We start from the raw sequence: 14,723 nt of genomic DNA, 5'->3' as shown, positions 1-14,723 counted from the left end.
CATTTAGATGTTCGCAACCACCTTATTATAACATAGCAGTAGTGCTTTTCAACAATAATTCCCCTTCATGTCATTCCACCTGAAATCACAGAACAGCCGGCCTACCAGCATCTTCCTTATATACCAGGGTCAATAAACGCCTGTTTTTCGATTCTATCAATTTTTCCTGCTGCTTCTCTTAATTCATTAACCTTGATTCCGTATTCTTCAGCTATTTCTTCGTCAATCACTTCGATCCCATTAATTTCCGAACCTACTTTTTGGATTGCTGCCGCCCACAATTCCTTTACAGGGGGATCTGCATCAAATGGTGTTATCGCAAATAAGTAATGCCACCACACCTGGATGCACATTTCATATAAAGTAGGGTTATTATGTTCAACTTTGCTTGCCAGCTCTTCTTTCACAGAAACGGAAAATTCTTGCTTGAAAATATCTACTAGCCTGGAAGGATTAATGATTAAATCCTTGCCAAATTTATGTATCATAATATTATCATCTATGTTTTTCTCTCTAAGTATTTGAAGGATCATACTTTTTAACAAAGGGTCTTTTCCGCTGTCCTTCAAGTATTCTTTATAAAGTTCATAGGCAAGGGGATCGTTTGACTTGCTTAACTTTTGGATTGCAATACATTGTTTTTCCGTTTCCTCACTCTGCAGGTATGTCTCCAGCTGTTGTAGGTCCTGACCTTTTTCATCATCCTGTATAAGTTCGTCTTCAAAGTCATAGCTTGTCATTTTTCTACTGAAATGAAGCAATTGATAGAAGGATTCAGCAATATTCGGCGGCATTTTATTTTCCTGGAGAACTGCCTCAATCATCGTAACTACTTTCTGGTACTTTCCTAATTGAACAAGAATCGATATATATACCTGCATGACATCAAAATATTCCCCAATGTCTTGATTTAGCATCTTCTCACAACGCTCAGCAGCTTCTGTTAACCTTCCAAATTCAACAAGGCATAGTACCTGCCCAAAGTGTCCCTGTGGATGATCCGGACTTATTTCTAACAGCTGGTTAAAATGTTCGTAGGCTTCTTCATACTTTTTGTCTTTGAGAGCAGCCATTCCCTTTTCTACTAGTTTTTGTGTCAGGTTGGGGAAATACAGCACTTTCCCTTTTTCCTGATCATTGTTATTATCCATGACTAAATCGCTCCACTCTTTATTAATCATCGTCTCATCCGACCTGGAGGAAAAATTGCAGCTACGATTTAGCTAACAGTTTATCAGGATAAAAGATGAAACACAAGCACTATCAACTTTTCTACAAAATAACCGATTTTCCACAAGAAAACCTACATTTATTTTACTTTTTCCATACCTTTTACCCCCTTCATCGACGTGTCTGTTTGATGTTCTTTCTTGCTATCTTTTTTAACGACTGACATACTGCCATCAGTTTCGAGAATTACTGCATCCACCTTGTCCATCGATGCAATGGAACTTGTACGGATCGATTGCCTGATCTCTCCCACTCTCACCCTTTCTTCCCTAAGGGCTTTATCTAGATACTCGCCCTGATAGTACAGTAAACGGGGCTCAGATTTGATCAATTCAGTGAATTTTTTAGACCTTACAGATATCCATGTGACAATAAACTGAAGTAGTGTAAGCATCGTTATCGCAGTGAACCCTTCTACAAAAGCGATTTTATCCGACAAAATAATGGTTGCAAACGATGAACCTATCGCTACTGTAATCACCAGGTCGAACATGTTCATTTTTGATAACGTTCTTTTACCGGAAACCCTTAATATAAAAACCAATGTAGGATACGTTAACAACGCCATAATTATAATTCTGTATACGCCTTTCCAATTATCAAAAAACAAAAAGCTTCCCCTCCTCGCCGTGAAGTTACTCTATTGAAGTACCCTGAAGCAGGAAAATAGAAACCGTTATTTCTAAGAGAAAGAAAGGTTGAAACACAAAAAAAGCCGCTGTCAATGTGACAGTGACTTTTCATATATGTACTTCCATTAATATGCTGCATGGCGTCCCAGGAGAGATTCGAACTCCCGACCGACGGCTTAGAAGGCCGTTGCTCTATCCTGCTGAGCTACTGGGACAAAATGGAGCGGGTGATGAGAATCGAACTCACGACATCAGCTTGGAAGGCTGAGGTTTTACCACTAAACTACACCCGCAAATATAGTGTTAACTAACAGCGACATAGATTACTATATCCTAAACAAAAAATAATGTCAACAGGCAATCTCTATCATAAATAAAGCGGATAATTAGCGGTTAATGCCTCTATCTTTTCACCGTCTTCACTATAGTAGGAAACGTTTAATCGACCATCTTCTAACTTTTCACAGATGACATATGTGCCTTCTCTTCTCATGCGCGGCAAACGAATGCTCCCGGGATTAATAAAGATTTTCCCGTTTTCTTGAAACGATTGGGCAATATGGGAATGCCCATAACAAATTACTGTCGCTGCAGTTTCCTCGGCTTTGTACATCAGGTTCATCAATGACATTTTTACATTGTAATGGTGCCCGTGAGTAACGAAGAAAGGAATTCCGCCGAGTTCTTTCGTCACTTCATTTGGGTATTGTGGGTCTACATCACAGTTTCCTGCCACTTTTATAAAGGGCTGCATTTCTTCTGAATCAGCAGGCAGTTCAGAGTCCCCGCAATGAATCATCACATCCGCATCTGTTCCATGCCGCTTCAAAACTGTTTGCAGTAGCTCTTTTGAACCGTGGTTGTCACTTACTATAAGGGCTTTCATTCAGACAACTCCTTTTTGTATAGCCGGTTTACTCCATTTCATTATACAAGGAACAGCTTAGTTAAGCCGTCCCTTGCCCGTTTAAAGGGTACCCAGTTCTTCTTCAAGTTTTTTAAGAGCAGCTGCCCGATGGGAAATCTTATTCTTTTCTTCTTTCGAAATTTCTGCCATCGTTTTCTGTTTATCTGGAAGATAGAAGATCGGGTCATAACCAAAACCGTTCTCGCCTCTTTTTTCATCTATGATGATACCATCACATGCTCCTCGGAAGGTTCTTGTCTTCTCTCCAGGTACGGACAAAGCGAGAACAGCGACAAACCTGGCTGCCCTTTGTTCTGCAGGAATACCTTCTAATTCTTTTAAAACTTTTTGCAAGTTTGCTTCATCGTTTTTTTCTTCACCAGCATACCTTGCAGAGTAAACCCCGGGTCTTCCGTCTAAGGCATCAACAACAAGCCCGGAATCATCAGCGAGAACCATTGTATTGGTGATTTCCATTATCGTCTCCGCTTTTAACGCCGCGTTTTCCTCAAAAGTTGTTCCGGTTTCTTCTAAGTCATAGTCTTCTTCAAGGTCATAAAGGGAATATACTTTAATTCCGTGCTTCGCAAACATCGCTTCAAATTCTTTGATTTTCCCTTTGTTTTTAGATGCGATCAAAACCTTATTCATTTACCGGCACCTGAGTTATTGTCACTTTTTGAAGATACCTCTACGTTTCCGACAAGATCCGCAACTTCTCCTAAAACTTCTTTTTGTAGATCTATAAGCTCTCTTATGCCCTTATCAGCCAGTTCTAGCAACTTATTCAGTTGTGTTACCGAAAAAGTAGCTTCCTCTCCTGTTCCCTGCAATTCAACGAACTCTCCGTTTCCAGTCATTATGACATTCATGTCTACATCTGCTTTAGAATCCTCTTCGTAACAAAGATCGAGTACTTCTCCCTGACTATCAATTACTCCTACAGAAGTAGCTGCAAGAAAATCTTTAATAGGCAATGTTTTTATTGTTTTCTTCTCAAGAAGTTTTTCAAATGCCAGCACCATTGCAACAAAAGCTCCTGTAATTGAAGCGGTTCTAGTTCCTCCGTCAGCCTGGATCACATCACAGTCAACCCAGAGCGTACGCTCACCCAATTTGTCTAAGTCTACAACCGATCTTAGAGCCCGGCCGATCAGCCGCTGTATTTCCATCGTTCTTCCGGAAACCTTTCCTTTTGACGATTCCCGGATGTTACGCTGTTCGGTAGCCCGGGGAAGCATAGCGTATTCTGCGGTTATCCAGCCTTTTCCCTGATTTCTCATAAAAGGAGGAACCCTTTCTTCTATGCTTGCAGAGCAGATTACTTTTGTATCTCCAACGGTAATCAATACAGATCCTTCCGGATGTTTGATATAATCTTTTTCAATATGTACCCGTCTTAATTCATCTTTCGAACGCCCATCTGTTCTCATCTGTTTTCCTCCTTCAACCTATATGCCAGACACTGTTTTAGTGTAACCAACCATTAAAATTAGTTACATACAGTTAGCCATAGCTTATGTATATGTATGTTTTCCCAGAGCGAATCAAAGGAAAAACGGAAATTTTTGTACACTTTATTCTTTGCTTTTTTTCATTAACATTCTTGCTATTTAAGTAGGAGTGGTTGAGTGCCGCTCCATGTTGCGCCACTTTCCACAATCGGGCGGTGCACCTCTCCGATTCAATGTATCGGGGAATATTATTTGTGGCCATCCATTCCGTTATTTATGACAAAAGGTTGTGTTTTTAAAATTATAGTCCAGTTTTTACACAAATAGAGGATTTAAAGCCCTATAATTCAACATGGAATTTTAGGCTTCCAGGCATTTTCTAAAGAAGTTTCTTTTAACAAAATTCCAGAAACAACATGCTTTTAGAAAAGAGCCAAATAAAAAGAGGAGGCTTACGCCTGCCTCCCTATCGTATCACATTCCGAATTAAAAACCTACCGCGTTGACCTTTACAGGACGTGTTACCGGTTCTGATAATGGCTCTCCTTTTTCATTCAGGATACCGGCTTTTCCGTCTACTGTAATCGCTACTTCTTTAATGCTGTTCTGCTCTGTTAATGATAAAACAAGTGAGTTCAATGCTTCATCTGAAATTGCCTGCTGTTTTTCGCCGCCAAGTATCGCTTCATTAAAATCAAGTGTTAGAAGCCCTTCATCAAGTGTTTTGTTCAACACTTTTACATCTCTTGAAAACTCGGTAAACAATCCTGTTTCTAATGCCGGCCCTTCGATCAATCCTTTTATTGTAGCTGCTACGTTATCTTTTGCTCCCTCAACGCGTTTGGTTACCGGAACATAATAGGTTTGGTCATCACTTTGAGCCAGGAAGTATAATGTTACACCGGTACTGTTTGTCACATCAACGATATTCCCCATCTGGACATTAATGCCATCAGCCCTGCTTACTCCATCTCCGATAGGCGTTCCGTTGACTGGCATTTCTGTTAAATCATGTCCGTTAATTCGAAGCTTTACATTTTTCACGCCATCAAACTGCGTCAATGTCCATGTGATGGCTTCAAGAATAGCCTGTTCTTGATCAGCCTGGTAGTTTTCAAACTCCTTTGAGAAGTCTGCAACTATTGTATCATCCACTTTGTTAACTGAAACCTTTGTATCGGCAGGGATCACTGCCTGAAAGCCGTTAGGCAGCAATTCTGTGACAGGGCCGTCCTTTACTAAATATTCAAGAGCTTGTTTAGCAACTTCTTTCGTTGCAGGAAGCTGCAACATCTGTGGAACGACCATTCCGTTCTTATCAAGTAAGTATAATTGACGTCCAGTTGTTTCCGCCGCACCTTCCTCTCCCGGGGCTGCAGAAGATTCATCAGCCTTGTCTACAGAAGATCCATCAGAAGGTTCTTCGGTGGCGCTTTTTTCAGAACCGGAAGCATCTGTATCCAGTGCTTTTTCATCATCCACATAATCTACTTTTGGGGGATCAATTTCTTTCAGTGTCTTATCGAGACCAAAGCCACACCCGGTTATGGTTAATAGAATAGCCAGCAAGACCAGCAAGATCCCATGTTTTCTAAAACGATGCATTCTTTTCCCTCCTCAGATGGTTTGTACTATCATGTATACGAGCTTGTTAAACTTTTAGACCTTAACCTGAAAAGTTATTTATTTTTTCATGATCGGGTAGGATAGGAATATTATTTGGCCAAATGGTTTTCATCCGTAAAAATGATCAAAGGAAGCGTTTAAAGTAGTTGGCAAACTGGAGAAAAAACAAACGATACGAATAAAAACAGCAAAAAAAAACACATGAAGCTTAATGGAGCTCCATGTGTTTTTTGCTGTTTTTCGTTTCTTTGCATTGAATGGTTTTAGGAAACTGGTACGTTATTTAAACTATGCCTGTGGGGTCTTCCCGAGTTTAATTTCATGTACATTTGTGATTTCTGCTTCAAACCAATGGTTTGCAATGTCATTGAACACTGTTTTCGACCCGGTGGTCAAAAAGCAGTGGACTGGTTTTCTGTTCCCTGTGTATAAAAGCTCGCTATATTCTAAAATAGTACTGACTTCAAGGGCAGTTTCATCTCCTGAACAAATAACGGAAATTTCATCCCCGATAACAGCCTGGATGACCGGTTGTATGAGAGGATAATGTGTACATCCTAAGATCAAAGTATCGATCTCTGAATTTACTAACGGCTCCAACGTTTCCTGTACAACCTTTATTGTATTTTTCCCTGACAATTGTCCGCTCTCAACTAGAGGAACAAAAGGGGGACATGCCAGGCTATCAACATTCACATCATTATCGATGTTTTTTAATGCTTTTTCATATGCTCCGCTTGTTATTGTTCCGGTCGTGCCTATGACACCAACACTTTTGTTCTGGGTAACCTTAATGGCGCTTCTAGCTCCAGGATGAATAACACCGATAACTGGAATTTCAAGCTTTTCTTGAATTTCATCAAGAACTACGGCTGTCGCAGTGTTGCATGCTATGACAAGCATTTTTATCTGATGTTTATCCATCAAGTACTCTGTCATTTCCCATGTAAATGCCCGAACCTCTTCTGCCGTCCTGGGACCGTACGGACATCTTGCAGTATCACCCAGATAAACAATCTCTTCTTTTGGCAGCTGCCTGATAATTTCCTTTGCAACTGTCAGGCCACCGACACCGGAATCAATAACACCTATAGGTTTATTCAATCTAATCGCCTCTCTGCTTTTCTAGTTGTACTTCCTTATTGATTAAGCTTACAATCCATTATCGTGCTGCTTAATCATGCTTCATCTGGGAATACAGAAGCTGTAAGCTGGTCTCAATATTTTTCACTTCTTCAAACGAAAAATTTTGCATAATATCTTCTAAGTACTGCTGCCTTTTTTTAATTACCTTTTCTATTATATGTGTTCCCTTCTCGAGAATGTGAATTCTTACCACTCTTCGATCATGAGGATCTTTTACTCTTTTAACCAGTTCATTCTTTTCCATTCTATCAACAAGGTCAGTCGTCGTACTGCACGCCAGATACATTTTTGAAGATAGTTCGCCTATTGTTAAATCGCCTTTATCAGAAAGCCACTGCAGGGCCAAAAATTGGGGTGGGGTAATAGAAAAGCCGCCAAGAATCTCACGGCCATTTTGTTTGATGATGCCAGCGATCATTCGAAGAGATTTTTCAATATCAGCTACAGATATATCCTGCTCTGTTAATTCTTTATTCAACACAATGCCCTCCTAAACGTTCTTCACAATAATATTACCTTTTATTTTGCAAGTAATCGACTGGAATTGCAACCCGTTTGAAAGATTAACACAAATTTAATGCTGCCAGAAAAATAACAGCAACAAAGCTTTCTAAAGCTAACCTGGCTTGAGGGTCCCTATGAAATATAAAACAATCGCACTAACCCCAATAACAAAAAGCCTGGCCACTCATTGCCAGGCTTTCCGTATGTTAGGCATTAAAATGCTTATTCACATACTCAACTACTTCTGTATTCGTTGAAAGTTCTAAAATCTCTTTTGCCCTTGAAGCCGCATCTTCTTTGGATAGTTTGCTAAGCTGGCTTCTTGCTGGTAAAACAGATGTTGCGCTCATACTGAATTCATCGAGGCCAAGACCTAAAAGAATAGGAATAGCGGTTGCATCTCCAGCCATTTCACCGCACATTCCAGCCCACTTGTTTTCTTTATGAGCTGCATCGATCACCATTTTAACAAGTCTAAGAATGGCGGGATTATATGGCTGGTATAAATAAGATACCTTTTCATTCATACGGTCTGCAGCCATGGTATATTGAATCAAATCGTTCGTACCGATACTGAAAAAGTCGACTTCTTTTGCAAACTGGTCAGCCATCACCGCAGTGGATGGGATTTCAACCATCATGCCGACTTCGATTTCGTCAGACACTTCATTGCCTTCCGATTTAAGTTCCTCTTTAACTTCTAAAAGGAATTGCTTTGCCTGCCTGAATTCATCAAGAGTAGCGATCATCGGAAACATTACCTTCAAGTTTCCATAAACACTTGCCCGAAGCAATGCACGAAGCTGTGTTTTGAAAATATCAGTCTTATCAAGACATAGGCGAATCGCACGGAAACCTAAAAATGGATTTAGCTCTTTAGGAAGATCAAGGTATGGGAGCTCTTTGTCCCCTCCAATATCCAGTGTTCGAATAACGACCGGCTTTTCTTCCATCTTTTCAAGAACTGTCCTGTAAGCTTTGAATTGCTCTTCTTCTGATGGCAGTTCTGTTCTTCCCATGTAAAGGAACTCTGTACGGTAAAGGCCGATGCCTTCTGCCCCATTCTCGAGGACTCCCTTAACATCTTCGGGCGTTCCAATATTTGCCGCAAGCTCAATATGCTGTTCGTCAGAAGTAACAGTAGGCTCATTGACGAGCTTCGCCCACTCTTTCTTTTGTTTTTCGTAGTTTTCCTGCTTTGTCTTGTATTCGTTCATTACTTCCTCATCAGGATCAACAATTACTTTTCCTTCAATCCCATCAACAATAACAAGTTGTCCATTTTCAACCTGTTTCGTAACATCTTTTGTTCCTACAACTGCAGGAATTTCCATCGATCTTGCCATGATCGCTGAATGGGATGTTCGTCCTCCAATATCAGTTGCAAACCCTTGCACATACTCACGATTTAATTGTGCAGTATCAGAAGGAGTAAGGTCTTCAGCGATAATGACTACTTTTTCCGTAATTGAAGCAGGAGTTGTGAATTGTACTCCTAGCAGGTGTGCAAGCACTCTTTTTGAGACGTCTCGAATATCTGCGGCTCTTTCCTTCATATACTCATTGTCCATGCTTTCGAACATAGAGATGAACATATTGGATACTTCGCTCATTGCACTTTCAGCATTTAACTGGTCATCTTTAATTTTGCCTTTCACATTATCCAAAAGCTCTGGGTCAGATAAAACGAGAAGATGAGCAGCAAATATTGCTGCTTTATCTTCTCCAAGTTGTTCATTAGCCTTTTCTTTAATGGCTTCTAGTTCAACTTTTGCTTTGTCCACTGCTTCATTAAAGCGGCTGATTTCTGCATCCGCATCATCTATTTTTTTAACTGAAACATCCAGGGATGGGTTTTCCAAAATAAACGCTCTGGCAATCGCAATCCCTGCTGATGCCCCGATTCCTTCTATTCTTGCAGTCATTATTCTCCAAGTCCTTCTTTTTCCATTACTTCTGAAAGACCGGCGATAGCTTCGTCTGCGTCAGAGCCTTCCGCTTTAATTGTAACCTCTGAACCAGTTTGAATTCCAAGACTCATTACACCCATGATCGATTTTAAGTTTACTGACTTCCCTTTATATTCAAGAGTAATATCAGAGCTGTATTGTCCTGCTTTATTCACTAGTGTTGTTGCTGGACGTGCATGGATTCCTGACTCACTTGTTACGTTAAAAGTTTTTTCTGCCATTTTAAATCCCTCTTTCGTTTTATTTATTTTTTTATAGTAATAATGTTTTGCTCTTCTCTTGAAGAATTCCCCTGTTTGTTAAGGATAACTCGTTCGCCATCCTTTAAATTCGTAAATATAATCGGCGTAATAGTAGATGTTGCTTTTTCTTTTACAAGATCAAGGTCAACTTGCATTAACTTTTGGCCCTGTTTAACCTCGTCCCCCTGTTCAACAAATATTTCAAATCCTTCGCCTTTCATATTTACGGTGTCGATTCCAAAATGGATTAAAATTTCTCTTCCGTTCTCAGACTCAAGTCCGATCGCATGCTTGGTAGGGAATACATTAACTATTTTACCATCAACCGGCGAGATAACCAATCCATCTGCTGGTTCAACAGCAAATCCGTCTCCCATCATTTTCCCAGAGAAAACTTCATCAGGAACTTCAGTAATCGGAAGCAGCTTTCCTTTTACAGGAGAGACTATATTATCCTCCGCATCTACTGGAGCATCACAATCTTCTGAAGGACGTGATTCTTCTTTTTCTTCGTCTAAAGGTTCAGGGGTTTTTCCTGCAATAATATCCTTGATCTGGTTCTTCAAAGCATCGGATTGTGTTCCGAAAATCGCTTGAATATTATTCCCTACTTCCATAACACCAGAAGCGCCAAGTTTTTTCAATCTATTTTTATCTACTTGATCCTTATCTTTAACCGATACTCTTAGCCTTGTGATACATGCATCAAGATTAGTTATGTTTTCCTGCCCACCAAGTGCTTCAAGCGTACCGAATGCCACTCCAGTATCACCCTGTCCACTTACTGTGACGTCATCATCTTCTTGAGAATCCTCATCTTCTCGGCCAGGTGTTTTCAAATTCCATTTTCGAATCGCAAAACGGAAACCGAAGTAATAGATCAATGCAAAAACAAGTCCGACCGGAATGATCATCCAGGCGTTTGTAGAAAGGTTATAATAAAGCACATAATCGATGAACCCGCCTGAGAATGTAAATCCTGCCTTGACATTTAACAGATCCATAACCACAAATGAAAGGCCGGCAAAAATACAGTGCAGCAAGAAAAGAATTGGAGCAACGAATAAAAACGCAAATTCAATCGGTTCTGTTATACCCGTTAAAAAGGATGTAAGTGCTGCAGACGCCATGATACCGCCTACATATTTTCTTTTCTCTGGCTTGGCTTCATGATAAATCGCCAGCGCAGCTGCAGGCAAGCCGAACAACATGAAAGGAAACAGCCCGGCCATAAATGTACCAGCAGTCGGATCGCCGGCAAAATATCGGTTCATATCGCCTTTTACTACTTCGCCTGCGTCATTTACATATTGTCCAAATTCAAACCAGAAAGGCTGATAGAAAATATGATGGAGCCCGAATGGAATCAAAGCACGCTGTCCAAAACCGAAAATAAATGCGGCGATTGTAGAATTGGCTTCTACGGCCAGATAAGATAAGTAATCGATCCCTGATTGGATCGGCGGCCATACAAAGATAAATAAGATTCCAAGCAATACTGCAGTTGCCGCAGTAATAATCGGTACAAACCTCTTTCCGGCAAAGAATCCGAGAAACTGCGGAAGCTGGATATCAAAGAATTTCTTAAATAAGTATGCGGCTACAATACCCATGATGATCCCGCCAAAGACACCCATCTGAATCGTTTCAATGCCAAGCATCTCAATTGTTTCTACATTAAAGTAGCCAGCCATGATACCAAGTGTTGTATTCATGACAAGGAAACCGATAACAGCAGCAATACCTGCTACCCCATCACCATCTGCGAGTCCAATTGCAACACCGATCGCAAACAGCAAAGGAAGGTTATCAAAAATTACTCCGCCCGCTTGTGCCATTAAAGGAATGTCAAACACATTTTCATGGCCGAGCCCAAGAAGAAGCCCAGCAGCGGGAAGGACAGAAACAGGCAGCATAAGTGCGCGACCAATACGCTGCAATAAACCAAAAGCCTTCTTAAACATTCATAATTCCCCCCTGTATATTTTCTGGAAACACAAAAAAGGCATAAGTAGATAAGGTGAACCGGCTCAATTTGGGTATAGTATCCCCAAAAATAAATCGATTACACTATTTCATCCACTCATGCCTGATCGAATCAGTAACACGCAGGTTGTGTTATTTAATTATTTTGCCGCAAGACGTTGCAAATGCATTGTTAAGTAAACGGTTTCAGTATCAGCAAATTGCTTCTTTAACGTTTGCTGCATGATCTTAACCAGTTTCCATGAAAGATTGTAGCATAAAGGATATTCCTCTTTCAATACTTTTGCTAATTTTTCATGAGCCTCTACTTGTTCCTCATTGACCCCTCTTTCAATCGCATTGCGTAAATGCCTTACCAGCCGTAAATAATCAATGCTTTTACGATCGATTGTAACAGATAGCTCGTCCTCAATTAGAGATATTAACTTACTGATCAATTGGGAAAACTTATTGATTTCCGAAATGCTCTTGTGCGATATAGCACTGTGAATATGCAAGGCGACAAAGCCTATTTCTCCTTCGGGGACTAAAACGGATAGTTTTTGCGAAATCAGTTGAATTACTTGTTCTGCAACAGTGTACTCTGTCGGATACATGGTTTGGGTTTCCACCAGGAAAGGATTCTTTAAATCAAGCCCCTGCTTGATGCGTTTTAATGCAAAATGAAGGTGGTCTGTAAGTCCGATATGAATATGCTCATCCATTTTGGCGTTCAAACGCTCTTCTATTAAAGATATAACATCATTCATCACAGCAATAAATGATTCGTCGATTTCTCCAACTAGCTGTTTATATTGCTCCTGCTCATTTTTATCGACAAGCATAAAGAATTTATCCACATTTCCCTGTTGAATATAATCCCCTGTCTGTTTACCAAAGCCTATTCCCTTTCCAGTCAAAACAACTTCATTATTCTCTTGTGTCCTGGCGATTACGACATTGTTATTTAACGCTTTTTTTATTTCAAACGAAGTTTTCATCTTCCAAACTCCTCAAAAACCAATAATGCTTTTATAATATTAAATTGCTTAAGTATAGTCAATTAGAAACTATCGTCCAATATGTACTAACATTTCCAGTCTAGTTAAAAAGGGTGAAAGCCGCAGGCAGAAAATTAGCCGTATAGAAAACAATGGGGCTGACTCATAAGTGTCTGGCTCTCTCCGTTTAGACCTATATCCAGATGAACATTAGTTTATCTAAATAAAGTATTGGAGGTGCCTGACACTGTGCCTTTGAGCCAGCCTCATTGGATTAAATTTCCAATTCCCCTAACCGCAGCAATTCTACTACAGCCTGGGACCGCCCCTTGACTCCAAGCTTCTGCATGGTGTTAGAAATATGGTTTCTAACTGTTTTTTCGCTGATAAACAACTCTTCAGCTATCTCTCGTGTGGTTTTGTCTTGAACGAGGAGTTCAAAAACTTCTCTTTCTCTTTTGGTTAGTAAAGGCTTCGGTCGATAGTGATTCCCTTTCAACATTCCACCCTCCTTGCTAGGGCTAAAGAGCTGCTTCAACTAAAAGATTATTTAGTCATCTTAATATATGAACTCTAACGCTCTTCTGTGACTGCAAGGATGGTGGAATACTTCTTGAAAAAGAATCTTTCCCATTATAAAGGGATCACAGGAAAATGGCTGCTGATAAATGTGCATTTTCTTCCCCTAAAAGGTGGAACTTTCTCATTTCCTGAGAAATACTGTCGGTATTTCGTCCATCATCTTCATCTTTTCTATCATATCAGCCGACCAGGGAATAGGCCGCCCTGTCTCCTTAGAAACCATTACGATACGGCTTTTCCCTACAAAACAGATCGATTCCTTTTCATCCATTGCCATATACTGAATGTCAATGGAGGTTCTTCCGATTCGATGTATTTTAGCATACACATTTAACCTTTGATCAAAATAGACCTGTTTTAAATAATCACATTGTTGATCTGCTACAACCGGGATCGTGTCAGAATCAGGCAAGCTCCATTTTTGCATAAAACCTAAATTTTGAAACAAATGAATACGGGCTTCTTCAAAATACACGAATGTGTTTGTATTATTAAGGTGCCCAAACGTATCTGTTTCTGAAAACCTTACTTTTACCCTAATGCTATTTTTAGACTGAAAGGACTTTGCCCATTCTTCTAGTTCATCAATGTAAGCATACTTGGCCATCTTTGCATCTTCCTTCTGTGAGTTGTATTGACATGCTGAAATTCACCATCCAGGTACATAATAAAAGGCCCCTCCATTTCTGAAGAGGCCACTTTATTATCTGTCACTGCCGAAAAAGTTTTTGAAAGACTGTAAAGAAGTTGCTCTATTCATTGCAGCGATAGATGTTGTCAAAGGAATTCCTTTTGGACATGATTGAACACAGTTCTGGGAGTTACCGCAGGAAGTGATTCCTCCGTCGTCCATCAGTGCGTTCAAACGTTCTTCTTTATTCATTTCTCCCGTTGGATGAGCGTTAAACAAACGAACGAGCGAAATGGCAAAAGGTCCAATGAAATCAGACTGTTCATTTACGTTAGGACAAGACTCAAGGCATACACCGCAAGTCATACACTTGGAAAGCTCGTACGCCCATTGACGTCTGTTCTCCGGCATACGCGGACCGGGTCCAAGGTCGTACGTTCCATCGATCGGAATCCATGCTTTCACACGTTTCATCGCATCAAACATACGGCTTCGGTCTACTGACAGGTCACGAATCACCGGGAAAGTTTTCATCGGTTCAAGGCGGACAGGCTGTTCCAACTGATCTACAAGAGCTGTACAAGCCTGTCTTGGTTTTCCGTTGATAACCATCGAACAAGCACCACATACTTCTTCCAAACAGTTCATTTCCCAGATAACAGGTGTAGTCTTTTCCCCTTTAGTATTTACAGGATTACGCCTGATCTCCATCAAGGCAGAAATGACATTCATGTTCGGGCGGTAAGTTAACTCAAATTCTTCTGTATAACTTCCAGAATCAGGATTATCCTGTCTGGTAATGACAAATTTTACTTTACGGTTTTCACTCATCA

General features: G+C 40.3%; 15 protein-coding genes and 2 tRNA genes. All 17 read right to left on the bottom strand.

The features are described 5' to 3' along the window. Nucleotides 1-116: 116 nt before the first annotated feature. Nucleotides 117-1,181 (bottom strand): tetratricopeptide repeat protein, encoded by a 1,065-nt coding sequence (locus FCL54_RS02545; RefSeq protein ID WP_138122824.1) that lies wholly within the window; start codon nt 1,179-1,181, stop codon nt 117-119. A 128-nt stretch (nt 1,182-1,309) separates the two neighbouring features. Further along, nucleotides 1,310-1,840: a DUF421 domain-containing protein gene (locus FCL54_RS02540; RefSeq protein ID WP_138122822.1), complete on the bottom strand. Its 531-nt coding sequence runs from the start codon at nt 1,838-1,840 to the stop codon at nt 1,310-1,312. Nucleotides 1,841-2,000: 160 nt separating this feature from the next. Next, nucleotides 2,001-2,077, bottom strand: a tRNA-Arg gene (locus FCL54_RS02535). A gap of 4 nt (nt 2,078-2,081) precedes the next feature. Continuing rightward, a tRNA-Gly gene (locus FCL54_RS02530) sits at nt 2,082-2,155 on the bottom strand. A gap of 74 nt (nt 2,156-2,229) precedes the next feature. After that, nucleotides 2,230-2,748: a metallophosphoesterase family protein gene (locus tag FCL54_RS02525; protein WP_138122820.1), complete on the bottom strand. Its 519-nt coding sequence runs from the start codon at nt 2,746-2,748 to the stop codon at nt 2,230-2,232. Nucleotides 2,749-2,829: 81 nt separating this feature from the next. After that, entirely contained in the window at nt 2,830-3,420 is a 591-nt protein-coding gene (locus FCL54_RS02520; protein WP_138122818.1) for an XTP/dITP diphosphatase, read from the bottom strand. Then, nucleotides 3,417-4,202 (bottom strand): ribonuclease PH, encoded by a 786-nt coding sequence (gene rph / locus FCL54_RS02515; protein WP_138122816.1) that lies wholly within the window; start codon nt 4,200-4,202, stop codon nt 3,417-3,419. Before rph ends, FCL54_RS02520 begins: the two co-directional genes overlap by 4 nt. Nucleotides 4,203-4,709: 507 nt before the next feature. Then, entirely contained in the window at nt 4,710-5,828 is a 1,119-nt protein-coding gene (locus FCL54_RS02510; protein WP_138122814.1) for a GerMN domain-containing protein, read from the bottom strand. A 309-nt stretch (nt 5,829-6,137) separates the two neighbouring features. Next, the gene (racE, locus tag FCL54_RS02505; RefSeq protein ID WP_138122812.1) at nt 6,138-6,959 is read right to left on the bottom strand and encodes a glutamate racemase; all 822 of its coding nucleotides are present in this window, start codon (nt 6,957-6,959) and stop codon (nt 6,138-6,140) included. 64 nt (nt 6,960-7,023) lie between these two features. After that, nucleotides 7,024-7,413 (bottom strand): MarR family winged helix-turn-helix transcriptional regulator, encoded by a 390-nt coding sequence (locus tag FCL54_RS02500; protein WP_138123239.1) that lies wholly within the window; start codon nt 7,411-7,413, stop codon nt 7,024-7,026. Between the two features lie 292 nt (nt 7,414-7,705). Beyond that, nucleotides 7,706-9,424, bottom strand: a complete 1,719-nt coding sequence (gene ptsP, locus FCL54_RS02495; protein ID WP_138122810.1) for a phosphoenolpyruvate--protein phosphotransferase — start codon at nt 9,422-9,424, stop codon at nt 7,706-7,708. Beyond that, on the bottom strand, nt 9,424-9,690 hold the full coding sequence (locus FCL54_RS02490; RefSeq protein ID WP_138122808.1) for a phosphocarrier protein HPr: 267 nt from the start codon (nt 9,688-9,690) through the stop codon (nt 9,424-9,426). The genes ptsP and FCL54_RS02490 overlap by 1 nt, the downstream gene beginning before the upstream one ends. Before the next feature lie 23 nt (nt 9,691-9,713). Beyond that, the gene (gene ptsG / locus FCL54_RS02485; protein WP_138122806.1) at nt 9,714-11,675 is read right to left on the bottom strand and encodes a glucose-specific PTS transporter subunit IIBC; all 1,962 of its coding nucleotides are present in this window, start codon (nt 11,673-11,675) and stop codon (nt 9,714-9,716) included. Between the two features lie 162 nt (nt 11,676-11,837). Beyond that, entirely contained in the window at nt 11,838-12,677 is an 840-nt protein-coding gene (gene glcT / locus FCL54_RS02480) for a glucose PTS transporter transcription antiterminator GlcT (RefSeq protein ID WP_138122803.1), read from the bottom strand. A 274-nt stretch (nt 12,678-12,951) separates the two neighbouring features. Then, nucleotides 12,952-13,179 (bottom strand): helix-turn-helix domain-containing protein, encoded by a 228-nt coding sequence (locus FCL54_RS02475; protein WP_369810531.1) that lies wholly within the window; start codon nt 13,177-13,179, stop codon nt 12,952-12,954. Between the two features lie 201 nt (nt 13,180-13,380). Then, a complete protein-coding gene (locus tag FCL54_RS02470; RefSeq protein WP_138122801.1) occupies nt 13,381-13,866 on the bottom strand; it encodes an acyl-CoA thioesterase in 486 nt (161 codons plus the stop codon). 96 nt (nt 13,867-13,962) lie between these two features. Next, nucleotides 13,963-14,721, bottom strand: a complete 759-nt coding sequence (sdhB, locus tag FCL54_RS02465) for a succinate dehydrogenase iron-sulfur subunit (RefSeq protein ID WP_138122799.1) — start codon at nt 14,719-14,721, stop codon at nt 13,963-13,965. Nucleotides 14,722-14,723 lie beyond the last annotated feature (2 nt).

The sequence above is a fragment of the Exobacillus caeni genome (assembly GCF_005747095.1).
Taxonomy (GTDB): domain Bacteria; phylum Bacillota; class Bacilli; order Bacillales; family Guptibacillaceae; genus Exobacillus; species Exobacillus caeni.
The sequence above is the reverse complement of the archived record's forward strand: the minus strand, read 5'-3'. Positions and strand labels throughout refer to the sequence as shown.

Excerpts from the sequence above, each read along its gene's own strand:
- glcT (WP_138122803.1), bottom strand. The coding sequence starts at position 12,677 with ATGAAAACTTCGTTTGAAATAAAAAAAGCGTTAAATAACAATGTCGTA.
- FCL54_RS02520 (WP_138122818.1), bottom strand. The coding sequence starts at position 3,420 with ATGAATAAGGTTTTGATCGCATCTAAAAACAAAGGGAAAATCAAAGAA.
- FCL54_RS02500 (WP_138123239.1), bottom strand. The coding sequence starts at position 7,413 with ATGATCGCTGGCATCATCAAACAAAATGGCCGTGAGATTCTTGGCGGC.
- FCL54_RS02475 (WP_369810531.1), bottom strand. The coding sequence starts at position 13,179 with ATGTTGAAAGGGAATCACTATCGACCGAAGCCTTTACTAACCAAAAGA.
- FCL54_RS02525 (WP_138122820.1), bottom strand. The coding sequence starts at position 2,748 with ATGAAAGCCCTTATAGTAAGTGACAACCACGGTTCAAAAGAGCTACTG.
- rph (WP_138122816.1), bottom strand. The coding sequence starts at position 4,202 with ATGAGAACAGATGGGCGTTCGAAAGATGAATTAAGACGGGTACATATT.
- FCL54_RS02490 (WP_138122808.1), bottom strand. The coding sequence starts at position 9,690 with ATGGCAGAAAAAACTTTTAACGTAACAAGTGAGTCAGGAATCCATGCA.
- FCL54_RS02545 (WP_138122824.1), bottom strand. The coding sequence starts at position 1,181 with ATGATTAATAAAGAGTGGAGCGATTTAGTCATGGATAATAACAATGAT.
- FCL54_RS02470 (WP_138122801.1), bottom strand. The coding sequence starts at position 13,866 with ATGGCCAAGTATGCTTACATTGATGAACTAGAAGAATGGGCAAAGTCC.
- sdhB (WP_138122799.1), bottom strand. The coding sequence starts at position 14,721 with ATGAGTGAAAACCGTAAAGTAAAATTTGTCATTACCAGACAGGATAAT.
- ptsP (WP_138122810.1), bottom strand. The coding sequence starts at position 9,424 with ATGACTGCAAGAATAGAAGGAATCGGGGCATCAGCAGGGATTGCGATT.
- FCL54_RS02510 (WP_138122814.1), bottom strand. The coding sequence starts at position 5,828 with ATGCATCGTTTTAGAAAACATGGGATCTTGCTGGTCTTGCTGGCTATT.
- ptsG (WP_138122806.1), bottom strand. The coding sequence starts at position 11,675 with ATGTTTAAGAAGGCTTTTGGTTTATTGCAGCGTATTGGTCGCGCACTT.